The organism is Pseudomonas soli (assembly GCF_900110655.1).
GTDB classification, from domain to species: Bacteria; Pseudomonadota; Gammaproteobacteria; order Pseudomonadales; family Pseudomonadaceae; genus Aquipseudomonas; species Aquipseudomonas soli.
This window is the reverse complement of the sequence record NZ_FOEQ01000001.1, coordinates 155,088-176,682: the sequence shown is the minus strand read 5'-3', so window position 1 is coordinate 176,682 and position 21,595 is coordinate 155,088. Positions and strand designations below refer to the sequence as shown.

The window sequence follows — 21,595 nt, the reverse complement described above, 5'->3', positions numbered from 1 at the left end:
TTTTTCATCCAGTTTTCATGTGCCGCCAGCGCACCGGGTTCTATGCTGGCATCCATACCCGTGTACCGCGCAGTGCCTTGAACCTGGGAGCGCCCTGCGATGAAGCGAAGCAGCCTGCTGATGGCGCTATTCCTGCTGGGCGGCCTGTTGGCCCGCGCCGATGCAGCGCCGTGGGTGGCCGGATTGCACCGGCTGACCCTGGTCGACCCGGTGGACGCAAAGCCCATGCATGCCCTGGCATTCTACCCCTCCAGCGGCGAGGCGCGCCCGGTACGCATCGAGGGCTACCAGACCCGTGTCGCCGAAGAGGCACCGGTAGCCATGGGCCAGTTCCCGCTGCTGGTGATCTCCCATGGAAACACCGGCAGCCCGATGGCCCTGCATGACCTGGCCAACGGCCTGGCCCGACAGGGCTTCGTGGTGGTGGCGGTGGTCCATCCCGGCGACAACAACCGCGACCATAGCCGCCTGGGCACCCTCAGCAACCTCTATGGCCGGCCGCTGCAGATCAGCGCCGCGATCACAGCGGCGCGAAACGACAGACTGCTCGCGCCGTACCTGAATGATGGCAAGGTCGGGGTGATTGGCTATTCCGCCGGTGGCGAGACCGCGCTGATACTTTCTGGCGCGCGGCCCGACCTTGAACGCCTGCGCCGCTACTGCGAGCAACGCCCAGGTGACGCCGACGCCTGCAAGACCCATGGCGTGCTGATCGCCGACCACAGTGAACTGGCGCCCCGCGCCGACGCCAGGGTGGGCGCGGTGATGCTGATGGCGCCGCTGAGCCTGATGTTCGGTCGCCACGCCCTGGCCGGTGTGCAGGTGCCGGCGCTGATCTACAGCGGCGACAACGACCAATTACTGGCCCTGGAGCACAACGCTGATGCCCTGGCGCGCAAGCTGCCGGTAACACCTGACTACCGCCTGCTGGCCGGTGCCGGGCACTTCGTGTTCATGGCCCCCTGCGACGACGAGCAACACCTGCGCATGCCGGTACTGTGCAAGGACGCCGAGGGTGTCGACCGTCGACATATCCATCGCTCGCTGCGCAGCGAGACTACCGCCTTCTTCAGCCAGGCACTGGGCGCACCGGAGCCCGCCGAACGTTCAGCCGCGGCGGGCCAGCAACAGGGTCAGGCCCACCCCTGACAGGGCGAGCAGGGCGGCGACGGCGAAGATCGAGGCATACCCCAGGTGTACTGCCACCGCGCCCATCACCGGGCCGGCGACGGCCAGCGCCAGGTCGAAGAACACCGCGTAGGCGCCCAGCCCGGCGCCACGGCTGCTGCTGGGTACCTGGCGGATTGCCTCGACTCCCAGGGCCGGGTACACCAGCGACAGGCCGAAGCCAGTCAGCCCGGCGCCGAGCATCGCCCACAGCGGCGAGGGCGCCAGCCACAGCATGGTCAAGCCCAGGACCTCGGTGGCCATGCAGGCGATGGCCACGTTGTAGCCGCCGAAGCGGTTGACCGCGTTGACGAACAGCAGCCGCGACAGGATGAAGCACAGGCCGAAGGCGCTCAAGCACCAGGCTGCGCCGACCCAGCCGCGCTCCAGATAGTACAGGGTGACGAAGGTGGTCAGGGTGCCGTAGCCGATCGATGCCAGGGTCAGCCCCAGGCCGCAAGGCGCCACCCGCCCGAACGCCGACCAGAACGGCAACCGTTCCCCGCCGGCTACCACGACCTCGGGGCGCGTGCGCAGCACCAGCAGGGCCGATAGCGCCAGCAGCAACAGCGCCGGGCCGAGCACGGCGAAGCTCAGGCTTTCCACCAGCAGCACGCCGGCCGGCGCTCCTACCGCGATGGCGCCATAGGAGGCGATGCCGTTCCAGGAAATGACCCGGGCGGTATGTTCCGGCCCCACCTGGCCGATCCCCCAGCTCAAGGTCGCGACGCCGATCAGCCCCTGGGCGATCCCCAGCAGCAGTCGGCCGCCCAACAGCAGCGCCAGGCTCAGCCAGGGCAGGGCGAGGGTCCAGGCTGAAAGCAGGGTCAGCACGCCGCAACCGGCGATGCCGTACAGGCCATAGCGGATGGCGCGCTTGCCGCCCAGGGTGTCCGCTACCCGCCCTGCAAAAGGCCGGCTGAGCAGGGTGGACAGGTACTGCAGGCCGATGGTCAGGCCGGCGATCACCGCGCCGAAGCCCAGTTGATCGTGCACATGGCCAGGCAGCACCGCGATCGGCAGGCCGATGCAGAGGAAGGCGATGAAGGTGTAGAAGACGATCGAGAGGATCTGCAGGGTGACACTGGAAGCGTGAGGGGCTGTCATGGGCTCGTTCGCGGGCGGGCGGTGGGGCTGTGCCCATCATGGCTGCGGCGCGAGGGAAAAGAAAGCAGGCTAACTAATTAAACGCAGCGCGGGGCAAGCCCGCTCCTGCGAATGCCGCGAAGGCATTGCAGGAGCGGGCTTGCCCCGCGATGTAGATGACTCAGAGCTGGATCAGACCACCACACCCTGGCTGCGCAGGTAGTCGTCATAGGTGCCGCTGAAGTCCACCACGCCCTCGGGCGTCAGCTCGATGATGCGGGTGGCCAGCGACGACACGAATTCACGGTCGTGGCTGACGAACAGCAGGGTGCCCGGGTAGTTTTCCAGCGCCAGGTTCAGCGCCTCGATCGATTCCATGTCCAGGTGGTTGGTCGGTTCGTCCATCACCAGTACGTTGGGCTTTTGCAGGATCAGCTTGCCGAACAGCATGCGGCCCTGTTCACCACCGGAGATCACCTTCACCGACTTGAGGATCTCGTCGTTGGAGAACAGCATGCGCCCCAGGGTGCCGCGGATCACTTGCTCGCCGCTGGTCCACTGGCCCATCCAGTCGAACAGCGTCACGTCGTCCTCGAAATCGTGGGCGTGGTCCTGGGCGTAGTAGCCCACTTCGGCGCTGTCGGTCCACTTCACCGCGCCAGCGTCCGGCTTCATCTCGCCGACCAGGGTGCGCAGCAGGGTGGTCTTGCCGATACCGTTTGGGCCGATGATCGCCACGCGCTCGCCGGCTTCGATGGTGAAGCTGAAGTCCTTGAACAGCACCTTGTCGTCGAAGGCCTTGGCCATTTTCTCGACGATCACCGCCTGGCGGTGCAGCTTTTTCGTCTGCTCGAAGCGGATGAACGGGCTGACACGGCTCGATGGCTTGACCTCGGCCAGCTGGATCTTGTCGATCTGCTTGGCGCGCGAGGTGGCCTGCTTGGCCTTGGAGGCGTTGGCCGAGAAGCGGCTGACGAAGGTCTGCAGCTCGGCGATCTGGGCTTTCTTCTTGGCGTTGTCCGACAGCAGTTGCTCGCGCGACTGGGTGGCCGCGGTCATGTATTCGTCGTAGTTGCCCGGGAACAGGCGCAGTTCACCGTAGTCCAGGTCGGCCATGTGGGTGCAGACGCTGTTGAGGAAGTGACGGTCGTGGGAAATGATGATCATGGTGCTGTTACGCGCCGTGAGGATCGTTTCCAGCCAGCGAATGGTGTTGATGTCCAGGTGGTTGGTCGGCTCGTCGAGCAGCAGCACGTCCGGGTCGGAGAACAGCGCCTGGGCCAGCAGCACGCGCAGTTTCCAGCCTGGCGCCACTTCGCTCATCGGGCCGAAGTGCTGTTCCAGGGGAATGCCCAGGCCCAGCAGCAGTTCGCCGGCGCGGGATTCGGCGGTGTAGCCGTCCATCTCGGCGAACTCGGTTTCCAGCTCGGCGACGGCCATGCCGTCTTCCTCGGTCATTTCCGGCAGCGAGTAGATGCGATCGCGCTCGGCCTTGACCTTCCACAGCTGCTCGTGGCCCATGATCACGGTGTCGATCACGGTGAATTCTTCATAGGCGAACTGGTCCTGGCGCAGCTTGCCCAGGCGGGTGTTGGGCTCGAGCATCACCTGGCCGCCGGACGGCTCAAGGTCGCCGCCGAGGATCTTCATGAAGGTCGACTTGCCGCAACCGTTGGCGCCGATCAGGCCATAGCGGTTGCCGTTGTTGAATTTGACCGAGACGTTTTCGAACAGGGGCTTGGAGCCGAACTGCATGGTGATATTGGCGGTAGAAATCAAGTGCTTGTCCTGCGGGGGTTCCAGAGGTGTATTTAGGCCCTGTCATCAGTCTTGGGCCAATCTTGGGCCAGTTCGACTCGGGGCAGCAGCTTCTCCAGCTCCCTCCAGTCCGAGGAGGAGCTGATCCATTTCGCGTAGGTAGAGGGCAACATCTCGACGCCATGGCCGAGCTGGTTCGCGATGAACGCATAGGTCCATCCCAGCCATCAGGCACAGGGTTGCGTAGGTGTGGCGGGTGTCGTACTGCCGGCGCTCACGGATATCCAGCGCCATGAGCGCTGATTTGAATCGGCGGATTGTAACACTTGGCTCGTTGATCCACAGCCCACCTTTGCTTGGCTGGAACATAAATGGGCATAAAGGGTAGGCCGACTTAGAAGCCATTCGCCTCAAGTTGGCCAAGCACCGCGCCTGTCTCAAGGCGTTGAGCGCTCGGTCAATCAGCAACACCACCCGGTGATACTTTGTCTTCGTCCGGTCTGCAGGCGGGTGGTCTGCGATGATTCGCTGGATCGTTGCGGTGCGCTCCAGGAGGCTGCGCCGGGACCAGTGCGCGGCAAGCTGTTCCGCGATTGCAGGCTGGATGCCGAGCGCTTCGCCGCGCTGGACCAGCTCAAGGGTCTGGAGCCTTTGGCGGTTGAGCGAGTGGGTTTGGATTGATCAATCACGCAGGTACGGTATCGTATGACTCCCCGCAAGGAGACGCGCATGCTGACTGTAACAAGATCCAGGGAATACTTGACCGATAGCTTTGTTGGCACGCACGAAGGGTGCGGAATCTTCATCCCTGCAAATCGTATGCTGTATCAATTCGTGAGCGATAACCCCAGCAACACTGACCGAGACCAGATTGCATCCAAGGCGTTGATCATTGGCAGGAGCCTCGCAGCTTCCGCTGAACGTCGAACCATCAAAGGCGAGCGTTTGTCGTCTGCAGACTTCTTCCATGGATTGGCAGATGCTATTTCCAAGTCAGGCTTGGAGGAGGTGCTGGATTTTCTTCCTCAAGACGGTACCATTTCGCGCTCGACCTCCACAGAAGTACACAAGGCGCACGCTTTCCTCTGCAGCGCGATTACCGGTTACACCCAGAGAGATTGCAGCAGCTTCGCTTCAAAGTACCTTCACTTTCACAGGCCTAACCACTTTCCAATGATGGATTCTCGAGCACGTACTGCGCTGAAGTGGGTGGCGGAAGAGGAAGGATGGGTATTTGCGTTCACCACCTCCAGATCCGCGAAAAATTATCCTGAGTACGTACGCATCTATCTCAACGCAAAGGATGTGTTCGAAGCCGATCTGGGAAGACCTCTAAGTCTCCGTCAGATGGATAACATTCTGTTGAATAGATACGACAACTACATCTAGGCTCTGCGCTACAAGCCTTGATCCGTGTTCATGCTGCATTGAAAATCAGGTAGCAGCGGTCGCTGGATGTGTGTCTATCGACACGGATAGAGAGCTGGCGTCGGCCTGCGATCAGGCCCGAACAGGTGGCCTGATTTACAAGGTACTCAGGGAGCTCGGGGCGACCATATTTTAAAAAACCTTTATAAATCAATGGCTGTGTGGTTTCATTTTCTGTTTTGAGGAATGAAGCCGCATGTTGAATCGTATGGGAGCTCTAGCTGGGATTGCACTGCTCTCCATCTGCATGGGGACAGCAGTCGCTGCTTCCTCCTCTGACCTGGTTGAAAAGCCAGAGTGGAAAGATTTCTTCGACGCGCAAGACACCGTTGGAACCATGGTGGTGAAAGATATGCGGGGGCGAGGGGCTGTAACCTATGTTTATAACCCGGATCGCTCTGATGTTAGGTTCACACCGGCCTCGACATTCAAGATTCCCCACACCCTCTTTGCGCTTGATGCCGGCGCCGTTTCGGACGAGTTTCAGGTTTTCAAGTGGGACGGAACGGTAAATGAGATTCCTACCCACAATGCTGATCAGAATCTAAGATCGGCAATGAGAAACTCAGCGGTCTGGGTTTATAGAGGATTTGCGGAAAAAATAGGTTCGAGAGAAGCGGCGCGATATCTCAGCCTCATTCACTACGGCAATGCGGATCCTACTGTCAAACAGCGCGACTATTGGATCAATGGCGGTCTCAAGGTTTCGGCTCGGGAGCAAGTCCACTTCCTGGAAAGCCTTTATCGAAACCAACTGCCGTTCAAGTTGGAACATCAGTTGCTGACAAAGGATGTCCTTATCGTGGGTGCCGGTCGAGACTGGATCATGCGGGCGAAAACCGGGCTGGGAGGCCAGATCGGATGGTGGGTAGGCTGGGTTGAGTTCCCTGACGGCCCTGTAATCTTTGCCCTGAACATCGATACCCCGAAGAGGATGGCCGATGCTCCCAAGAGAGAGGCGATAGGCAGGCAGGTTCTGGAGTCAATGGGGGCGCTGCCCGAGCACAGAAACTAAGCCAAACTGAAACCGCAGGGCGACCTTTTTCGTCTGAAAGACATCCCCCGGGGAGTACAGTCGTCCGGCGGTCAACTGCGCGTACGCATCCATTCATCCGCGACATCCCCCATGGTGGAGGGTGCTCCGCTCTTGATCCAGGCCATGAAGGTCCGATCGAACTTGAACGCCGCGCCGCATTCACCGAGCAGGAACTGCCGGACCTTCTGCGTATTACGGTAGTTCTTGTCGAGCAGGGTCGTGCGGGTGATAGGTCCAGCGTGCCAGTCGAAGCTCATTTCCACTACCTTGGGTGGCCAGGTTCGCTGGAGCCTAGCATCACTTATTGTTTGGCGCTTTTGCGGCGGCCGTGCCGGTTTCGCAATTCTGGATCCATCGTCACAACTCGACGCATTCAATTCGCTGGGCGGCAGGTGTACATGCAACTGCCGACGGCGCTGCTGGACGATTTTCTGGATGCGTCTCATCGGGGCACACCTCGATTGGCATCCTTGCGTAGAGCCGGAGTAAGTGATCAGTAAGCGCCTTTTTGCGCGATAGACCCTCCACGTCTGACCAATGGACATGGTCTTGAAGCGGGCAGGCTGGAATGGGAGTTGCTTGAGTCAAGCAAACCCACCAGGCGGGAGTGCAGACATGTTCCAGGATGACCTCTATTTCATGAGCTTCGTGGTGGCCGCCGTGCTGGCCTTGGATGTGGTGGCGGTTTTCGTATTCTTACAGGCCAGTGCCTGATCCCACGCTTGGGGACACGTCCCCAGAATCGGGGCCGGGCACAGAGTGCTCGGGAATTCGTCTGGGCGGGAGATCGGGCATCTGTGAGGATTGCATTCGTTCGGGGGGCTATTTTTGTTTGCGTGCTCGTTCGCGTGCTCCGCTTGTCCGCCAGCAGCGCCGACTTGCCGGGCGCTTGTAGACTCACCAGTGCTGTACGTAAATCTTACTCATAAGGAGCATGAGTCATGACACAGCAACAGGCTTTCAAAGAGGAACTGGCCGCCGATGTCCAGGTACCCCCAGGCTATACCTACCTGAGCAGCGGTCGTTGCGATGTTAAGGGCAAGGAAGGTGAGCGGGCCGGCGCTAACTTCGTCGAAGCGCAGATCCAGCAGTACAAATCCTTCATCCTCAGGACCACTGTCGGCGCGGGCACCTTCATGGTTCGCCTGGACTATTCCGGTGGCAGTGACAAGAACCTGCAGTACGTCAGCATCGATGACAGCTACTCCACCCAGGAGACCTTCAACATTCGCAGCGTTTCGATGAACAATCTGCGCGGTTTGTTCGCCGCGGGCAAGAGCTCGGCCAACCTGAGCTTCTATGTGTTCGGCAAACCTTGATCGCGATTGATTGACCTGTCCGGGCTCCGGTCGATTGAGGGCCGGAGTTCCGCGGTCATGCGCATGTGCTAGATTCCCATGCCTCACTGGCATCGCAAGGCGATGTCGGTCATGTCTGGTAGAAGGGAGCTGCGCCTTACCCATGTTCATCGAGACTCCTCGTCTTGTCCTGCGCCCTTGGGCAGAGCGGGACATCGAAGCCTTTGCCCTCGTCAACGCCGACCCCGAAGTCAGGCGCTACTACTACCCGGCAATACTGACGCCCGCTGAAACCTGCACGATGCTTGCCGAGTGCGATCGGCACCTGCAAACGCACGGTTTCGGCTTTGTCGCGGTCGAGCGCAAGGAGGATGGCGCGTTTATCGGCGGGCTTGGCTTGTCCTCGACCGGGGACGAGATACCGGGCGGCCCGCATGTCGAAATCGGCTGGATCCTCGGGCGTGAACACTGGCGCAAGGGCTACGCATTCGAGGCGGCCAGCGCGTGCCTGGCCTACGCGTGGTCGACCCTTGGGTTGCTTCAGGTCATCGGTTACACCTCGAGCATCAACACACCCTCCAGGGCATTGATGCAGAGGCTGGGCATGCGTTCGGATCCGCAGGAGGACTTCCTCGACGTGACGGTGCCTGAAGGCAATCCGTTGCGACCCCACGTGCTCTACCGGATCGACCGGCCCACCCAGGCGATATAGCGAACCGGCATACCGCACCCGTCACTCCGGGGCTAGGCTTGTAGATCGTAAGCAGACTATTAAAAAGGGTGGTGGCTGTGTGACTCTGTCCAGGGCATCCTGCTGGGGTGGTTGGAGTCTGTATGAATCGCTTGATGATGGCATTGGCCGCCAGCCTGCTGCTGGCCGGTTGCGCGCATGATCCCGATATCCGGGCCGGGCGCGACAACACCTTCGGCGTGACCGCGAAAGCCCCGCCGGATTACCTGAACTGCGTCAAAGCCGAGCTTCCCGCAAACGCGACGACCTTTATCGTGCAGAACCAGGACGCCCTCGAGCTGTTTGTCGCCAGCCTTGATCCGAACAAGGCCGACGGCCTGGTGAAGGTCCAGGGCTCCCCTGGGCGGCAACAATACTCCGCCTATCAACGCGATGCCTGGTATGACAAGGGGCGCCTGCTCGATGCCGCGCTGATGTGTTCGAGGGTATGATCGGCGCTTCGCGGGACGCTGCCGTTTGCCTCGTCCCGCGAAACGCTCTTGTCCTACTTCACTTCGGACGATTCTCATGTTGAACGGATTCAACCATCTCACCCTGGCCGTCTCCAACCTCGCCGACAGCATCGTGTTCTACCAGCAGGTACTGGGCTTCAGGCTCAGTGCTCGGTGGGAGCGGGGTGCCTATCTGAGCCTGGGCGAGCTGTGGCTGTGCCTGTCGGTCGATCAGGTAGAGGCGGGCGACATGCAGCGCACGTACACGCACTACGCGTTTTCCATTTGCCAGGGCGACTTCGCGGCCTTCGCCCAGCGCTTGCGCGAGCACGACGTGCGCCTGTGGAAGCAGGACAGCAGCGAGGGAGACTCGCTGTACTTTCTCGACCCGGATGGCCACCAGCTCGAAGCGCATGTCGGCGATCTGCAATCGCGGCTGGCGGCCTGCCGGGTGAAACCTTATGCAGGCATGGTGTTCTACGACTGACGCAACCGCGCCATGCACAGCGCGTCGACAAACACCCCATCGCGCACACCGTAGTCGCGCAACCGGCCTTCGACCTCGAAGCCGAACTTGCGATACAGCGCCAGTGCCGGTTCGTTGTCGGCGTAGACGGTGAGCTGGACCCGGCGCAGGTTCATCCAGTTGTCGGCAATGTCGAGGATGGCCGTCATCAGCCGTGAGCCGACGCCCTTGCCTTGCCAGGCCTGGGCAACGCCCATCAGCAGTTCGCCCAGGTGCGCCTGGCGGATGCGTGTGCTCTGGTCGAGGCCGATATTGCCGATCACCTGGCCTTGGTGCACCGCCACCAGGCGGATTTGTCGGTCATGGTAGGCGGCCAGGCGCTCGCGCCACACTTCGACGCCCTGATAGGGCATCTGCAGCACCTGGCGGCACACCGCGGGTTCGTTGTAGAGCGCGGTGATACCGTGCAGGTGCTGCTCGGCAAAGCGTTCGATGACGATGTCGGGCGAGGCGTCGTTCACTGTGTTTCCGTCCTTTGAAAAACGAGTGGCGCCTCAGTGTACGGGGCGGCGCTGCGGACTGGCCAGTGGCGATGGCTGGGCAAGAAAGCGGATGCGTGGCCGCGCCGCGATGGGTACAGTGCAGCGAACGTCATCCTGCCGGAGCCTGCCATGTCCTGTGCCTTCACCCTCATGCAATCGCCTGTCGGCACCCTGACCCTGGTGGCGCGGGGCGAGCGGCTGGCCGCCGTGCTGTGGGAGCATGAGCGGGACAACCGGGTACGCCTCGGCGAGCTGCACCGCGACGACCAGCACGGCGTGCTGCGCGAGACCGCCCGCCAGCTGGGCGAGTACTTCGCCGGGCAACGCCAGCGCTTCGAGCTGGACCTGGACTTTGCCGGGACCGCGTTCCAGCGTGAGGTGTGGGCGGCGCTGTTGAGCATTCCCTTCGGCGAGACCCGTAGCTACGGCCAGATCGCCCGGCAGATCGGCAAGCCCGATGCGGTTCGGGCGGTGGGCGCGGCCAACGGCCGCAACCCGATCTCGATCATCGCGCCCTGCCACCGGGTGATCGGGGCCTCGGGCAGTCTCACTGGTTTCGCCGGTGGCTTGCCGGCCAAGCAGTATCTGCTGGCGCTGGAGGGGCGCCAGAGCCTAGGCGTCAGCTGAGCCAGGCACAGAATACCGTCAACACCAGCGCCAGCACGGTGCCGGCAAACAGGCTGTAGTGGCGGTGGGCGCGGCGGGCGTGGGCTTCGACTTCGCGCAGGTACTGCCCCGCAGGCGGGGCGTCCGGGCGATGGCGCAGGCCTTCGGCGATATCGGCCAGGCGCCCGCGAATCAGGGTGCCCACCAGGTACCAGACGCTGGCATAACTGGCCAGGATCACCAGCGCATACTTCATGCGCCCAGCTCCAGTGGCCATGCCTGGGCAGTGCCAGTCGCCGTGTCGAGCAGCAGCAGGCCTGGCGCTGTATCACCGAGGCAGGCCAGCAGGTTTCCTTCGGCATCCCAGGCCGCGGACTGCCCGGCCCCCACGTAAATGTCCGCAGGGCCGACGCAGTTGCTCATGATCACCGGCATGCGCAGCCGCCGGGCAACCTGCGGGTAGTGCGCAGCCCCTGCGCGGATGCCTTCCTCGGTCTTGACCACGCTGACCAGGTAAAGGTCGGCGCCCTGGGCCTGTGCGTGCGCGGCGTGCTCGAGGAACATCGATTCATAGCAGATGGCCGGCGCCACCTGGTGGCTGCCGGCGGCGAACACCAGCGAGGTGCTGCCGGGTACGAAGTAGTCCAGTTCGTCGTCATGCAGGCGCTGCTTGGCATACACCAGCGGCGCCAGCCTCGGGCGCAATACCAGCATGCCGATGCGCACGCCGGCCATGGTCGGCATCGGCAGGCCGACCGCCGCCGTTACGCCGAAGCGATCGCACGCGGCTTGCAGCGGTACCAGTTGCGGCGAGTCGGCGGGCATGGCCAGTTGCCGGGCCAGCGTTGGTTCGTAGCCGGTCAAGGACAGTTCGGGGAACACCAGCAGTTCGGCGCCCAGGGCCGCGGCCTGTTCGATGGCGTGCAAATGATGGGCGATATTGGCGGCCACATCGCCTTTGCTCAAAGCCAGCTGTACTGCGCAGCTCTTCATGGAGTATCCGTCCTTGGCATGTCGTCGGCAGTCGAGGATACAATCGACGGCCGTTCCCTCCCAGTACCGATGTGTCGATTTCATGGACGAAAACACAATGACCCACGCCGCCACCATACCCGCCGACTCGCTGATCGCAGCGCATGCTGCTAAGGCGGGTTTTCGCCATTGCCGGGCGATTGAAATTGCGGACGACGGGCGGCCCGCCATGGCGCACTTCCTACGCCTGATGACAAGCATGCCCGGCTGGATCGACACGCTGATGGTGCTGCGCAACCGCCTGGTCGCGCTGCTCGGCCTCAAGGACCTGGGACGCTTGACCGCCATAGACCCGGCCCGCGCCCCGGGCAGCTACCAGCCCGGAGAGCGGGTGGGGATTTTCACCCTGGTGGCCAACACCGAGGATGAGGTGCTGCTGGTCGACCGCGACCAGCACCTGGACGTGCACATCGCCCTGCTGCGACGCCCGACGGCCGAGGGCCGTTGCGAGGTGCTGGTGAGCACCGTGGTGCGCACGCACAATCGGCTTGGCCGCCTGTACATGCTGCCGGTGGCACCGTTCCATCGGCTGATCGCACCCATCGCCTTGCGCCGTCTGGCGTGGTGACGCTCAAGAGGGCGGCTGGGCGAAGCGCTGGCGAAACCAGTCGCCGAGCATGGCCTTCTCCGCATACAGCCGGTCGTTGTTGCCCAGGCGGCCTGGGCGGCTGAGGTACATCTTGTCGCTCAGGTGCTCCTGGGCCTTGAGCGCGGGCTGGCCGGGCTGCTGCAGGGTGTAGTCGAGGTCGATGCTGGGCCAGGTGACTTCGCGCATGAAGCGCACATCGTAGGCCTGGCTGTGCCAGGGCTCGAACTGGCCGGCCAGGTCGATGTCGCGGATGTCGATGACCAGTTGCTGGCCGGGCCGCAAGTAGCGCTGGCCGAGTTTCTGCAGGTGCAGGGTGAGGACTTTCAGCACCTGCGGGTCGGCGCTGCGAGGGTAGGCCCGATTGTCGAGGCTGGCATCGCGGAATTTCTCGGGGTGCTCGAAACGCACCTCGACCTGCGCGGTCGAGGCGCCCTGTGCCATGCTGTCTAGTGCCAGCACCATCAGCACGGCACTGGCCAGGGTGGTTCGCATGATGCACCTCCGGGTTCGGGCGGTTTACCCGCTTATTTTACGCCGGTGCCGGAAAGAAGCAGAGGAATGATGCAATGACTGCGTTCAGGCGGATCGCCGCCAACAGCCGTGGCCGTGACCTGGCCGTGGGCGATATCCATGGGCATTTCAAGCGTTTGCGTGAATGCCTGGAGGCGGTCGGTTTCGATCCGCTGGTCGACCGTTTGTTCAGCGTCGGCGACCTGGTCGACCGTGGGCCGGGCAGCGCACAGGCGCTGCAATGGCTGGCCGAGCCCTGGTTCCATGCGGTGCAGGGCAACCACGAGTCGCTGGCGGTCAATCACCTGCGCGGCGGCCGGGTCGACCTGGACATGTACCGGGCGGCCGGCGGCGGATGGTTCCTCGATTTGCCAAAGGCCGAGCAGGTGCGGTTCGTCGAGGTGTTCGAACGCCTGCCGATCGCCTTGCAAGTCGACACGGCGGGCGGGCCGGTCGGCCTGCTGCATGCCGACAGCCCGTTCGACGACTGGGCGCAGCTCTGTGCGAGCCTGCAGGCCGGGGATGACCTGCAGGTGCGTGAGGTGTGCCAGTGGTCGCGCCGGCGCCTCAAGGAGGGCGACAGCCGCCCGGTCAAGGGCCTGCGCGCCTTGCTGGTAGGCCATACACCGGTGCTGGAGATCAAGGTGCTGGGCAACGTCTGGCACCTGGACACCGGCGGCTGGAGCCGTGGTCACTTCAGCCTGCTCGAACTGGATGGCCTTAAGCCGCTCAGCGCCAGGCCAGGTGCGTGAGAACAGCGCCGGCCAGCAGGATCAACATCAAGCCCGAGGCGCGCTCGAGCCAGGGCAGGGCGCGGGCGAAGCGGCGCAGTACCCGCGGGTTGCCGATGGCCACGGCAACCGCCAGGTCCCAGGCCAGGACGATGGCGAACATCCAGATGCCATAGCCCAGCTTGGCCCAGGTACCGCTGCTGGCGATCATGCTCGCCAGGCTTGCATAGAACAGTGCGTTCTTCGGGTTGAGGATGCCCGAGGCGAAGCCCATGCCCAAACTGTTCAGCCAGCCACGCGCAGACGTTGCCACGCCAGGTTCGCTGTGCGTCAGGGTTGCTTGCCCGGCATGGCGCAGGAACAGTTGGCCGAGGTAGAGCAGGTAGCCACAGCCGGCCAGCTGGAGGGTGACGAACAGAGGGCCGCCATCGCGTAAAAAGGACACCCCGGTAAACGCCGCACAGATGAACATGCCGTTGGCCAGGGCGATCCCGGCACAGGCGCCACTGGCGAGCCGCCAGCCGGCGCTGGCCGAGGTGTGGGCCACCAGGAAAAAGTCCGGGCCGGGTGATAGCAGGGCGAGGAAGTGGGCGGTGGCGACGAGCATGAACAGTTGCATGGGGGCGGGCTTCCTGGTGGAGGTAGCCGCAGTCTGTTGCTGGTGATGGGTGGAGTATTGAAGATTATTGCAGGGGGCCGCTGTGCGGTGATGTCAGTGCTTCAGTGCCGCCCGGTAGGCCCCAGGCGCCACCCCGACATGCGCCTTGAACACCCGCTGGAAGTGGCTCTGGTCGGCAAAGCCCAAGTTATAGGCCACCTCCGCGAGCGCCTGGCCCTGGCGCAACAGACTCCGGGCTTTGTTCACCCGCGCGTTGAGCAGGCAGGCGTGAGGGGTCATGCCGGTAGCGACGCTGAACGCCCGTATTAACTGGTAGCGCCCCATGCCGGCTTGGCGCGCCAGGCGCTCCAGGCTCAGTTCGGCCAGGTCCTGCTCCTGTGCGTGGTCCAACAGTTCGCGCAGTGTCGACGGCGGCAATGGTGGCGCCGCCAGCAAGGCCGGGTGCATGGAGAAATCATGTTCGCCGATGAAGGCCACCAACGCAGCCTCTTTCTCGAAGGTTGCCGCCGGTGAAAACAGCAACCTGTTCAGCGCGCAGAACTGCAGGTACAGCGCCTGTGAGCGAGTGACCCGGGCCACGGCACCGGGCTCGCCTGCGGCAACGCCGGATTCGAGGCGTAGCTGACGCAGCCACTCGGCATCCAGGTGCAGCATCTGGTAACTCCAGGCCTGACCCGGTTGCGGGTTGCAGGCATGCACCCGCTGCGCCGGCACGAACACCAGGGTACCCGGCGTCAAGCGCTCCTCACCGCTGGCGGCGCCGGTGAAGCGGCTGCTGCCGGCATCCACTGCGCCGATGGAAAAGCTGGGATGGCTATGAGCCTTGTAGCAGGCGCGGCTATGGCAAGCGCGGCGGCTCTCGACGTACGGCATTGCCGGGTCGTACCAGATTTCGCAGCTCGGGCGGGTCATGGCGAGGTGCCTTGAGACGGACGGAGGGCGCCAGTCTAGCGCCTGGTCGCTGTTACGGCCATTTGCCGCGCCACTGTGCTTGACGGGTCTGCCCGCCAGGCGCGACGCTGCACCGGTCCCTGCTGGAGAACAAGAATGGACCTGTCGAGCCTGCTGCTGTTCATCCCCGCCTGTTTCGCCCTGAACATGGCGCCGGGCCCCAACAACCTGCTGTCCCTGCACAATGCCAGCCGCTATGGCCTGCGCACCGCTTGTGTGGCCGGTGCCGGGCGCCTGCTCGCCTTCAGCGGCATGATCGCCCTGGCCGCGATGGGCCTGGCCGTGGTGCTGCACACCAGCGAGTACCTGTTCCTGGCGATCAAGGTGCTGGGCGCGGGTTACCTGTTCTATATCGCCTGGCAGCTGTGGCGGGCACCGGTCGGCGAGGCGGCGCTGGTCGGCGAGCAACCTCGCGGCACCTGGAAACTGGCGCGCCAGGAGTTCTGGGTCGCGGCGGGCAATCCGAAGGCAATACTCATCTTCACCGCGTTCCTGCCGCAGTTCGTCACCGTGGGCAGCGCCACCCCGGTCAGTGAACAGTTCCTGCGCCTGGGCGTGCTGTTCCTGTTGCTGGAGTGGGCGGCCATCGCCATCTATGCCGGGCTTGGCGCGTACCTGCAGCGCTGGTTCGCACGGCCCGGGCCACGGCGCATGTTCAACCGGGTCAGCGCCTCGCTGCTGGGGTGCGCGGGGCTTGGCCTGCTGGCGGCCCGTCGCTGATCCGCTGTTTTCCATCGCAGCTGAGTATTGCCGCGCTTTGCGCTTGCTGAGACCTTTCCATGTTTCTGCCCGGAGCTTTTTCGCCGGGTGACAAGCGGTGGGTCTATCCCGGGAGCGTGGTGTGAAGTGGTGGAGCAAGGCAGGTCGGCAAGACCCGCGGATCAAGGAGCTGAACGTCGCCCTGGAGCATTCCCGTTCACAGTTGGCGGCATCTGAGCAGCGCGTCCGCGAGGCGGAATCAAGGGCTGAGGAACTGGCGCGAGAGAACCAGGTGCTCGGGCACCTGGCCGGCAACCTCTCGGCGTTCTCGCATTCCCTGGAAATGACCCAGACGTCGTTCGCCAGCCTCGCCCACAGCATGGAGCAGGAAAGACAGTACGCCATCCGCATCCAGGGCATTGCCAGCAGCAACCAGGCCAGCATCGATGCCATCGCGACCAACCTCGAGCAGCTGGCCGATGCCTCCGGCGAGGCGTCGGAGAAGGTCGGCAGGCTCGATCATCAGGCCCAGCAGGTTGGCGGTGTGCTGGAGATCATCCGCGAGGTGGCAGACCAGACCAACCTGCTGGCCCTGAACGCGGCCATCGAGGCGGCGCGGGCGGGCGATGCCGGGCGCGGCTTTGCCGTGGTGGCCGATGAGGTCAGGACCCTGGCCAGGCGCACAGCCGACGCCACCGCCGAGATCGGCACGCTGGTCTCGGCCATTCGGGCCGACAGTGCGCAAAGCCGAGGACATATCGCCAGCCTGGCCGAGCATTCGTCGTCATACAGCGGGGTCGGCCAGTCCGCGGCCAGTACCATGCGCCAGTTGCTCGACATGTCGACGGTGGCCGAAGGATCGGCATCGGTGTCGGCGCTGCGCAGCTTCTGCGAGCTGGCCAAGCTCGATCACCTGATCTACAAGTTCCGCGTCTACAAGGTGTTGTTCGGCGTCTCGCAAGAGCGCGGCTCGGACTTTACCGACCATACCCACTGCCGTCTGGGCAAGTGGTATCGCGAGGGGGACGGGGCGCTGCACTATGCGCATCTTGCCGGGTACAAGGATATCGACGCGCCCCATGCCGCCGTGCACCGCTGCGCATTCGACGCCATCGATGCCCATGCCAGCGGCGATACCGCAGCAATGCTCAAGGCGGTGGCCGAGATGGAAAGTGCCAGCCTTGCCGTGCAGGAGGGTTTGGAGCGCGTGGTCGCCAGTGGCGAGCAATCGCCTGCGTTGTTGCAGAGACGGCGCGAGAGCGAGGCTCAGTCGCGATAGAACGTTTGCACCAGGTGATAGCCGAACTTGCTCTTGATCGGTCCGTGTACCACCCGCAGGGGCTTCTTGAAGATCACCTGGTCGATGGCGCCGACCATCTGCCCCGGACGTATTTCACCCAGGTCGCCGCCGCGCTTGCCGGACGGGCAGGTGGAAAATTTCTTCGCCAGCACGTCGAAAGCCTCGCCGTTGGCGATGCGCTGCTTGAGCTTTTCGGCTTCGTCAGCGGTCTTGACCAGGATGTGGCGGGCTTGGGCTTTCATCGGGTTACCTGTGCTTCGGGGCAAAAGGGCGACATTATGCCTGATGTCGCCCTCAGCGTAACGCCGGGCGGTCGCGGAACTGCTCCAGCGCCTCGGGGTTGGCCAGCGCGTCGGTGTTCTTCACCGGCCGGCCATGCACCACGTCGCGGATCGCCAGCTCCACCAGCTTGCCGCTGAGGGTGCGCGGGATGTCGCTGACCTGGACGATCACCGCCGGCACATGGCGCGGCGTGGTGAACTGGCGAATAACCTGGCGGATATGCAGGCTGAGCGCCTCGTCGAGCTGCAGACCGTCGCGCAGGCGCACGAACAGCACCACGCGCACATCGTTATTCCAGTCCTGGCCGATGGCCACGCTCTCCAGTACCTCCTCGACCTTTTCCACCTGGCGGTAGATTTCGGCGGTGCCGATACGCACGCCGCCGGGATTGAGCACGGCGTCGGAGCGGCCATGGATGATCAGCCCGCTGCCAGGCACCTGCTCGGCGTAGTCGCCCTGGCACCAGACACCTTCGAACTGGCTGAAGTAGGCGTCACGGTAGCGCTGGCCGTCAGCGTCGCCCCAGAAGCCGAGCGGCATCGAGGGGAAGGGATGGATGCAGACCAGCTCGCCTTTCGCGCCGCTGACCGGCTGGCGTTGTTCATCCCAGACTTCCACCGCCATGCCCAGGCCCTTGCCGGAGATCTCGCCACGACGCACCGGCAGCAGCGGGTTGCCGGCCACGAAGCAGGCGACGATATCGGTGCCACCGGACATCGAGGCCAGGCACACGTCGGCCTTTATCTTGGCGTAGACATAGTCGTAGCTGTGGGGCGACAACGGCGAGCCGGTGCAGAGGATCAGGCGCAGGCTGCCCAGGCCATGGGATTTCGCCGGCTCCACAGCGGCCTGCTCCAGGGCGGCGAGGTACTTGGGGCTGGTGCCGAAGGCGCGGATGCCTTCGGCATCGATCAGGTCGAGCAAACGCTCGGGCCCGGGGTGAAGCGGCGAGCCGTCATACAGCACCAGGGTAGCGCCGACCGCCAGTCCGCTGGCCAGCCAGTTCCACATCATCCAGCCACAGGTGGTGTAGTAGAACAGCACATCGTCGGCCTTGAGGTCGTTGTGCAGGCCGTGTTCCTTGAGGTGCTGCAACAGCACGCCGCCAGCGCGGTGGACGATGCACTTGGGCACGCCGGTGGTGCCGCTGGAATACAGGATATACAGCGGATGATCGAAGGGCTGCGCGGTGAAGGTCGGCGTCCCGCCGGGCGTAAAGTAATCGGCCCACAGGGTCGTCGGCTTGCCGGTGAACTCATCGGCGCGGGTCTGCGGCCGGGTATGCGGCACCACCAGCAACTGCTCGATGCTCGGTAGCTGGGCCACGACCTGGTTGATCTTCTCCACCTGGTCGATGACCTTGCCGGCATATTGATAACCGGCGCAAACCACCAGCAGCCGAGGGGCGATCTGGCCGAAGCGGTCGATGATGCCGTGGCTGCCAAAGTCCGGCGAGCAGCTGGACCAGACCGCGCCGAGGCTGGTGGCGGCGAGCATGGCCACCAGGGTTTCCCAGGTGTTGGGCATGACCGCGGCGATACGATCGCCCGGCGCGATGCCGGCCTGGCGAAAAGCCTGCTGCAAGCCGGCGACCTGCGCGGCCAGTTGATTGTGGGTGAGGCTGTGGCGGCCGCCGTCCTCGCGCACGGCCACCACGGCCGGACGGTCATCGCGGCGCTGCAGCAGGTGTTCGGCGAAATTCAGGGTGGCGCCGCGGAACCAGCGCGCGTCGGCCATGTGTTCGCCTTCCTCGAGGATGCTCGATGGCGGCGTGTGCCACTGCACATGGAAGTACTCGGCGAGGGTCTGCCAGAACTGCGGGCGCTGCTCGATGCTCCAGCGGTGCAGGGCGGCGTAGTCGTCGAGCTGAAGGTTGAAACGCCGGTTGACGCGACGACGGAAGGCGTCCATCCGGCTGGCTTCGATCTGGGTGGTGGTGGGGCGCCAGAGTACGTCGTTCATGCGGAAGTCTCGGTCAGGGCTGAGAGTCTTGTCGCGGTGCGAGCCCGCTCCGCTACAGGAACGGGCTTGTCTTGTTCCACTCTAGCCTTTACTGGGCGAGCCAACCGCCATCGACGTTCCAGGCGGCGCCACGGACCTGGCTGCCGGCCTCGCTGCACAGGAACAGCACCAGTTCGCCGAGGTGGCGAGGGGTGACGAAGGCGAGGGAGGGCTGCTTCTCGGCCAGCAGGTCGTGTTGCGCCTGCTGTGCATCGCCACCGCCGGCGGCGCGGTCGTCAATCTGCTTCTGCACCAGCGGCGTCAGTACCCACCCCGGGCAGATGGCGTTGCAGGTGACGTTGCTGGTGGCGGTCTCCAGGCCGATCACCTTGGTCAGGCCGACCACGCCATGCTTGGCGGCCACGTAGGCGGCCTTGCCGGTGGAACCGACCAGGCCGTGCACCGAGGCGATATTGACGATCCGCCCCCAGCCGCGCGCGCGCATGCCTGGCAACACCAGGCGGCTGCCATGGAACACCGCCGAGAGGTTCAGGGCGATGATCTTGTCCCAGGCCTCCACCGGAAACTGCTCGACCGGTGCCACATGCTGGATGCCGGCATTGTTGACGAGGATGTCGACCGCGCCGAACTCGCGCTCGGCCAGGGCGAACATTTGCTCGATTTGTGCGACGTCGGACAGATCGGCCGGATGATGGGCGACCTTGACCCCGAACCGCCTGATCTCGGCGATGGCCGCGGCCGGGTCGCCGAAACCGTTGAGCAGGATATCGGCGCCGGCCTCGGCCAGCACTTGGGCTATTCCCAAGCCGATGCCGCTGGTGGAACCGGTGACCAGTGCGGTCTTGCCTTTGAGCGTCATGCCTTTCTCCTTCATACGATGCCGGTGGCGTAGAACGTGGCGATGACCACGAACACGGCCAGGGTCTTGATCAGGGTAATACCGAAAATGTCCTTGTAGGCTTCGCGGTGGGTCAACCCGGTGACCGCCAGCAAGGTGATCACCGCGCCGTTGTGCGGCAGGGTGTCCATGCCGCCGCTGGCCATGGCGGCGACCCGGTGCAGCACCTCCAGCGGGATGTTGGCGGCGTTGGCGGCGGCGATGAAACTGTCGCTCATGGCTGCCAGGGCGATGCTCATGCCGCCGGAGGCGGAGCCGGTGATGCCGGCAAGCAGGGTGACGGTGATGGCTTCGTTGACCAGCGGGTTGGGGATGCCGCGCAGGGCGTCGGCCAGTACCAGGAAACCAGGCAGCGAGGCGATCACGGCGCCGAAGCCGTATTCCGAGGCCGTGTTCATCGCTGCCAGCAAGGCGCCGCTCACCGCGCTCTTGGTGCCTTCGGCCAGGCGCTGGCGAATGGTGCCGAAGGCGCACACCAGCACCATCAGGATGCCCACCAGCAACGCCGCCTGCACCGCCCAGATCGCCGTGAGCTTGGCCACGTCGCTCTGCACCGGCGCGGCCATGCCCGGCAGTTGCAGGGTGTGGCTGGTGCCGTACCAATGCGGGATCCAGTGGGTGAACAGCAGGTTCATCACGCCTACCAGAAGCAGCGGCGCCAGGGCCAGCCAGGGATTGGGCAGGGCGATGTCGTCGGCGGTCTCCGGTTCGTTGCGCAGGTTGCTGCCATAGCCTTCGCCCTTGCGCTGGGCCTTGTTGCGCTGGCGTTGCAGGTAGAGCATGCCGGCGCTGAACACGAACAATGTGCCGGTCAGGCCCAGCCAGGGCGCGGCCCAGGCGGTGGTGTTGAAGAATGTGCTGGGGATGATGTTCTGGATCTGCGGAGTGCCGGGCAGGGCGTCCATGGTGAAGGAGAACGCGCCCAGGGCGATGGTCGCCGGGATCAGCCGCTTGGGGATGTCGCTCTGGCGGAACATCTCGGCGGCGAATGGGTATACCGCGAACACCACAACGAACAGCGACACACCGCCGTAGGTGAGCAGGGCGCAGACCAGCACGATCACCAGCATGGCCTGGCGGGTGCCGAGCAGGCGGATGGCGGCGGCGACGATCGAGCGCGAGAAGCCCGACAGCTCGATCAGCTTGCCGAACACCGCGCCTAGCAGGAACACCGGGAAGTAGAGCTTGATGAAGCCGACCATTTTCTCCATGAACACCCCGGTGAAGGCCGGGGCCACGGCGGCGGGGTCGGTGAGCAGCACCGCGCCGAGGGCGGCGATGGGCGCGAAGAGGATCACGCTGTAGCCGCGGTATGCAGCGAGCATCAGCAGGGCCAGGGCGGCCAGGGCGATGAGCACGGTCATCCTAAGGGGATCTCCAACTGTTGTTTTTATGGTTGGAATGCAGATAGCGGAAATCGTGCCAAGTTACTAAGTCATTGAATTTATTGTGT

The 21,595-nt window shown here is 64.0% G+C and carries 25 protein-coding genes and 2 pseudogenes; 13 read left to right on the top strand and 14 right to left on the bottom strand.

Features of this window, described 5'->3' with window-relative positions:
• The first annotated feature begins 99 nt into the window (after nucleotides 1–99).
• Nucleotides 100–1,149, top strand: coding sequence for an alpha/beta hydrolase family protein (locus BMY03_RS00810; protein WP_094009996.1), 1,050 nt, complete (start codon nucleotides 100–102; stop codon nucleotides 1,147–1,149).
• Here the strand turns inward: BMY03_RS00810 and BMY03_RS00805 are convergent.
• From BMY03_RS00805 to BMY03_RS26795, 3 genes and pseudogenes are all read right to left on the bottom strand, one after another.
• Nucleotides 1,108–2,274, bottom strand: a complete 1,167-nt coding sequence (locus tag BMY03_RS00805) for an MFS transporter (RefSeq protein WP_094009995.1) — start codon at nucleotides 2,272–2,274, stop codon at nucleotides 1,108–1,110. The two genes, BMY03_RS00810 and BMY03_RS00805, sit on opposite strands and share 42 nt — an antisense overlap.
• A 171-nt stretch (nucleotides 2,275–2,445) precedes the next feature.
• Entirely contained in the window at nucleotides 2,446–4,032 is a 1,587-nt protein-coding gene (locus BMY03_RS00800) for an ABC-F family ATPase (protein ID WP_023628643.1), read from the bottom strand.
• Between the two features lie 32 nt (nucleotides 4,033–4,064).
• Nucleotides 4,065–4,485 (bottom strand): annotated as a pseudogene (locus BMY03_RS26795) (site-specific integrase).
• 255 nt (nucleotides 4,486–4,740) lie between these two features.
• Between BMY03_RS26795 and BMY03_RS00790 the strand changes: the two are divergent.
• Nucleotides 4,741–5,400, top strand: a complete 660-nt coding sequence (locus tag BMY03_RS00790; RefSeq protein ID WP_094009994.1) for a hypothetical protein — start codon at nucleotides 4,741–4,743, stop codon at nucleotides 5,398–5,400.
• A 235-nt stretch (nucleotides 5,401–5,635) separates the two neighbouring features.
• Nucleotides 5,636–6,454 carry a class D beta-lactamase gene (gene blaOXA / locus BMY03_RS00785; RefSeq protein ID WP_094009993.1) on the top strand — a complete coding sequence of 273 codons (819 nt, stop codon included), beginning with the start codon at nucleotides 5,636–5,638 and terminating at the stop codon, nucleotides 6,452–6,454.
• Nucleotides 6,455–6,525: 71 nt separating this feature from the next.
• Here the strand turns inward: blaOXA and BMY03_RS00780 are convergent, their stop codons facing one another.
• Nucleotides 6,526–6,732, bottom strand: a complete 207-nt coding sequence (locus tag BMY03_RS00780) for a DUF6434 domain-containing protein (protein WP_094009992.1) — start codon at nucleotides 6,730–6,732, stop codon at nucleotides 6,526–6,528.
• Nucleotides 6,733–7,416: 684 nt separating this feature from the next.
• On the opposite strand from BMY03_RS00780, the gene BMY03_RS00775 reads away from it, so the two are divergent.
• The 4 genes from BMY03_RS00775 to fos all read left to right on the top strand — a co-directional run bounded on the left by BMY03_RS00775 (nucleotide 7,417) and on the right by fos (nucleotide 9,442).
• Entirely contained in the window at nucleotides 7,417–7,794 is a 378-nt protein-coding gene (locus BMY03_RS00775) for a hypothetical protein (protein WP_094009991.1), read from the top strand.
• Between the two features lie 142 nt (nucleotides 7,795–7,936).
• Entirely contained in the window at nucleotides 7,937–8,485 is a 549-nt protein-coding gene (locus tag BMY03_RS00770; RefSeq protein WP_094009990.1) for a GNAT family N-acetyltransferase, read from the top strand.
• Nucleotides 8,486–8,607: 122 nt separating this feature from the next.
• On the top strand, nucleotides 8,608–8,955 hold the full coding sequence (locus BMY03_RS00765; RefSeq protein WP_023629951.1) for a hypothetical protein: 348 nt from the start codon (nucleotides 8,608–8,610) through the stop codon (nucleotides 8,953–8,955).
• A 76-nt stretch (nucleotides 8,956–9,031) separates the two neighbouring features.
• The gene (gene fos / locus BMY03_RS00760) at nucleotides 9,032–9,442 is read left to right on the top strand and encodes a fosfomycin resistance glutathione transferase (protein WP_094009989.1); all 411 of its coding nucleotides are present in this window, start codon (nucleotides 9,032–9,034) and stop codon (nucleotides 9,440–9,442) included.
• Here fos and BMY03_RS00755 read toward each other — a convergent pair.
• Nucleotides 9,433–9,942: a GNAT family N-acetyltransferase gene (locus tag BMY03_RS00755; RefSeq protein WP_038706187.1), complete on the bottom strand. Its 510-nt coding sequence runs from the start codon at nucleotides 9,940–9,942 to the stop codon at nucleotides 9,433–9,435. The genes fos and BMY03_RS00755 overlap by 10 nt on opposite strands.
• 150 nt (nucleotides 9,943–10,092) lie before the next feature.
• Between BMY03_RS00755 and BMY03_RS00750 the strand changes: the two genes are divergently transcribed.
• Complete coding sequence (locus BMY03_RS00750; protein WP_094010351.1) at nucleotides 10,093–10,590, top strand: methylated-DNA--[protein]-cysteine S-methyltransferase; 498 nt, start codon at nucleotides 10,093–10,095, stop codon at nucleotides 10,588–10,590.
• Here the strand turns inward: BMY03_RS00750 and BMY03_RS00745 are convergent.
• Nucleotides 10,583–10,825 carry a hypothetical protein gene (locus BMY03_RS00745; RefSeq protein ID WP_038706186.1) on the bottom strand — a complete coding sequence of 81 codons (243 nt, stop codon included), beginning with the start codon at nucleotides 10,823–10,825 and terminating at the stop codon, nucleotides 10,583–10,585. The genes BMY03_RS00750 and BMY03_RS00745 overlap by 8 nt on opposite strands.
• Complete coding sequence (locus BMY03_RS00740; protein WP_094009988.1) at nucleotides 10,822–11,562, bottom strand: carbon-nitrogen hydrolase family protein; 741 nt, start codon at nucleotides 11,560–11,562, stop codon at nucleotides 10,822–10,824. The genes BMY03_RS00745 and BMY03_RS00740 overlap by 4 nt, the downstream gene beginning before the upstream one ends.
• Nucleotides 11,563–11,644: 82 nt before the next feature.
• On the opposite strand from BMY03_RS00740, the gene BMY03_RS00735 reads away from it, so the two are divergent.
• Complete coding sequence (locus tag BMY03_RS00735) at nucleotides 11,645–12,169, top strand: DUF2867 domain-containing protein (protein WP_232888138.1); 525 nt, start codon at nucleotides 11,645–11,647, stop codon at nucleotides 12,167–12,169.
• Nucleotides 12,170–12,172: 3 nt separating this feature from the next.
• Here BMY03_RS00735 and BMY03_RS00730 read toward each other — a convergent pair whose 3' ends face one another.
• Nucleotides 12,173–12,682, bottom strand: a complete 510-nt coding sequence (locus tag BMY03_RS00730; protein ID WP_094009987.1) for a DUF3016 domain-containing protein — start codon at nucleotides 12,680–12,682, stop codon at nucleotides 12,173–12,175.
• A 74-nt stretch (nucleotides 12,683–12,756) separates the two neighbouring features.
• On the opposite strand from BMY03_RS00730, the gene BMY03_RS00725 reads away from it, so the two are divergent.
• The gene (locus BMY03_RS00725) at nucleotides 12,757–13,452 is read left to right on the top strand and encodes a metallophosphoesterase (protein ID WP_094009986.1); all 696 of its coding nucleotides are present in this window, start codon (nucleotides 12,757–12,759) and stop codon (nucleotides 13,450–13,452) included.
• Here the strand turns inward: BMY03_RS00725 and BMY03_RS00720 are convergent.
• Together BMY03_RS00720 and BMY03_RS00715 are read right to left on the bottom strand one after the other, a co-directional pair.
• The gene (locus BMY03_RS00720; protein ID WP_094009985.1) at nucleotides 13,430–14,050 is read right to left on the bottom strand and encodes a LysE family translocator; all 621 of its coding nucleotides are present in this window, start codon (nucleotides 14,048–14,050) and stop codon (nucleotides 13,430–13,432) included. The genes BMY03_RS00725 and BMY03_RS00720 overlap by 23 nt on opposite strands.
• A 93-nt stretch (nucleotides 14,051–14,143) precedes the next feature.
• Nucleotides 14,144–14,962 (bottom strand): AraC family transcriptional regulator, encoded by an 819-nt coding sequence (locus tag BMY03_RS00715; RefSeq protein ID WP_094009984.1) that lies wholly within the window; start codon nucleotides 14,960–14,962, stop codon nucleotides 14,144–14,146.
• Between the two features lie 135 nt (nucleotides 14,963–15,097).
• Here BMY03_RS00715 and BMY03_RS00710 point away from each other — a divergent pair, with 135 nt between their 5' ends.
• From BMY03_RS00710 to BMY03_RS26835, 3 genes and pseudogenes are all read left to right on the top strand, one after another.
• Entirely contained in the window at nucleotides 15,098–15,721 is a 624-nt protein-coding gene (locus BMY03_RS00710; protein ID WP_094009983.1) for a LysE family translocator, read from the top strand.
• Nucleotides 15,722–16,244: 523 nt separating this feature from the next.
• Nucleotides 16,245–16,484: pseudogene (locus tag BMY03_RS26840) on the top strand (methyl-accepting chemotaxis protein); the annotation flags it as partial.
• 36 nt (nucleotides 16,485–16,520) lie between these two features.
• Nucleotides 16,521–16,979 carry a CZB domain-containing protein gene (locus BMY03_RS26835; protein WP_390899040.1) on the top strand — a complete coding sequence of 153 codons (459 nt, stop codon included), beginning with the start codon at nucleotides 16,521–16,523 and terminating at the stop codon, nucleotides 16,977–16,979.
• Here the strand turns inward: BMY03_RS26835 and BMY03_RS00700 are convergent.
• The 4 genes from BMY03_RS00700 to BMY03_RS00685 all read right to left on the bottom strand — a co-directional run bounded on the left by BMY03_RS00700 (nucleotide 16,967) and on the right by BMY03_RS00685 (nucleotide 21,506).
• The gene (locus BMY03_RS00700; RefSeq protein WP_013972552.1) at nucleotides 16,967–17,242 is read right to left on the bottom strand and encodes a peptidylprolyl isomerase; all 276 of its coding nucleotides are present in this window, start codon (nucleotides 17,240–17,242) and stop codon (nucleotides 16,967–16,969) included. The two genes, BMY03_RS26835 and BMY03_RS00700, sit on opposite strands and share 13 nt — an antisense overlap.
• 52 nt (nucleotides 17,243–17,294) lie before the next feature.
• The gene (locus tag BMY03_RS00695) at nucleotides 17,295–19,244 is read right to left on the bottom strand and encodes an acetoacetate--CoA ligase (protein WP_094009982.1); all 1,950 of its coding nucleotides are present in this window, start codon (nucleotides 19,242–19,244) and stop codon (nucleotides 17,295–17,297) included.
• Between the two features lie 88 nt (nucleotides 19,245–19,332).
• Nucleotides 19,333–20,103: a 3-hydroxybutyrate dehydrogenase gene (gene hbdH / locus BMY03_RS00690; protein ID WP_094009981.1), complete on the bottom strand. Its 771-nt coding sequence runs from the start codon at nucleotides 20,101–20,103 to the stop codon at nucleotides 19,333–19,335.
• Nucleotides 20,104–20,114: 11 nt separating this feature from the next.
• A complete protein-coding gene (locus BMY03_RS00685; RefSeq protein WP_094009980.1) occupies nucleotides 20,115–21,506 on the bottom strand; it encodes a GntP family permease in 1,392 nt (463 codons plus the stop codon).
• Nucleotides 21,507–21,595: the final 89 nt, after the last annotated feature.

Bases quoted from the DNA above. Each gene is read 5' to 3' on its own strand.
- BMY03_RS00810 (WP_094009996.1), top strand. From the start codon at position 100: ATGAAGCGAAGCAGCCTGCTGATGGCGCTATTCCTGCTGGGCGGCCTG.
- BMY03_RS00805 (WP_094009995.1), bottom strand. From the start codon at position 2,274: ATGACAGCCCCTCACGCTTCCAGTGTCACCCTGCAGATCCTCTCGATC.
- BMY03_RS00790 (WP_094009994.1), top strand. From the start codon at position 4,741: ATGCTGACTGTAACAAGATCCAGGGAATACTTGACCGATAGCTTTGTT.
- blaOXA (WP_094009993.1), top strand. From the start codon at position 5,636: ATGTTGAATCGTATGGGAGCTCTAGCTGGGATTGCACTGCTCTCCATC.
- BMY03_RS00780 (WP_094009992.1), bottom strand. From the start codon at position 6,732: ATGAGCTTCGACTGGCACGCTGGACCTATCACCCGCACGACCCTGCTC.
- BMY03_RS00775 (WP_094009991.1), top strand. From the start codon at position 7,417: ATGACACAGCAACAGGCTTTCAAAGAGGAACTGGCCGCCGATGTCCAG.
- BMY03_RS00770 (WP_094009990.1), top strand. From the start codon at position 7,937: ATGTTCATCGAGACTCCTCGTCTTGTCCTGCGCCCTTGGGCAGAGCGG.
- BMY03_RS00765 (WP_023629951.1), top strand. From the start codon at position 8,608: ATGAATCGCTTGATGATGGCATTGGCCGCCAGCCTGCTGCTGGCCGGT.
- fos (WP_094009989.1), top strand. From the start codon at position 9,032: ATGTTGAACGGATTCAACCATCTCACCCTGGCCGTCTCCAACCTCGCC.
- BMY03_RS00750 (WP_094010351.1), top strand. From the start codon at position 10,093: ATGTCCTGTGCCTTCACCCTCATGCAATCGCCTGTCGGCACCCTGACC.
- BMY03_RS00745 (WP_038706186.1), bottom strand. From the start codon at position 10,825: ATGAAGTATGCGCTGGTGATCCTGGCCAGTTATGCCAGCGTCTGGTAC.
- BMY03_RS00740 (WP_094009988.1), bottom strand. From the start codon at position 11,562: ATGAAGAGCTGCGCAGTACAGCTGGCTTTGAGCAAAGGCGATGTGGCC.
- BMY03_RS00735 (WP_232888138.1), top strand. From the start codon at position 11,645: ATGGACGAAAACACAATGACCCACGCCGCCACCATACCCGCCGACTCG.
- BMY03_RS00730 (WP_094009987.1), bottom strand. From the start codon at position 12,682: ATGCGAACCACCCTGGCCAGTGCCGTGCTGATGGTGCTGGCACTAGAC.
- BMY03_RS00725 (WP_094009986.1), top strand. From the start codon at position 12,757: ATGACTGCGTTCAGGCGGATCGCCGCCAACAGCCGTGGCCGTGACCTG.
- BMY03_RS00720 (WP_094009985.1), bottom strand. From the start codon at position 14,050: ATGCAACTGTTCATGCTCGTCGCCACCGCCCACTTCCTCGCCCTGCTA.
- BMY03_RS00715 (WP_094009984.1), bottom strand. From the start codon at position 14,962: ATGACCCGCCCGAGCTGCGAAATCTGGTACGACCCGGCAATGCCGTAC.
- BMY03_RS00710 (WP_094009983.1), top strand. From the start codon at position 15,098: ATGGACCTGTCGAGCCTGCTGCTGTTCATCCCCGCCTGTTTCGCCCTG.
- BMY03_RS26835 (WP_390899040.1), top strand. From the start codon at position 16,521: ATGCGCCAGTTGCTCGACATGTCGACGGTGGCCGAAGGATCGGCATCG.
- BMY03_RS00700 (WP_013972552.1), bottom strand. From the start codon at position 17,242: ATGAAAGCCCAAGCCCGCCACATCCTGGTCAAGACCGCTGACGAAGCC.
- BMY03_RS00695 (WP_094009982.1), bottom strand. From the start codon at position 19,244: ATGAACGACGTACTCTGGCGCCCCACCACCACCCAGATCGAAGCCAGC.
- hbdH (WP_094009981.1), bottom strand. From the start codon at position 20,103: ATGACGCTCAAAGGCAAGACCGCACTGGTCACCGGTTCCACCAGCGGC.
- BMY03_RS00685 (WP_094009980.1), bottom strand. From the start codon at position 21,506: ATGACCGTGCTCATCGCCCTGGCCGCCCTGGCCCTGCTGATGCTCGCT.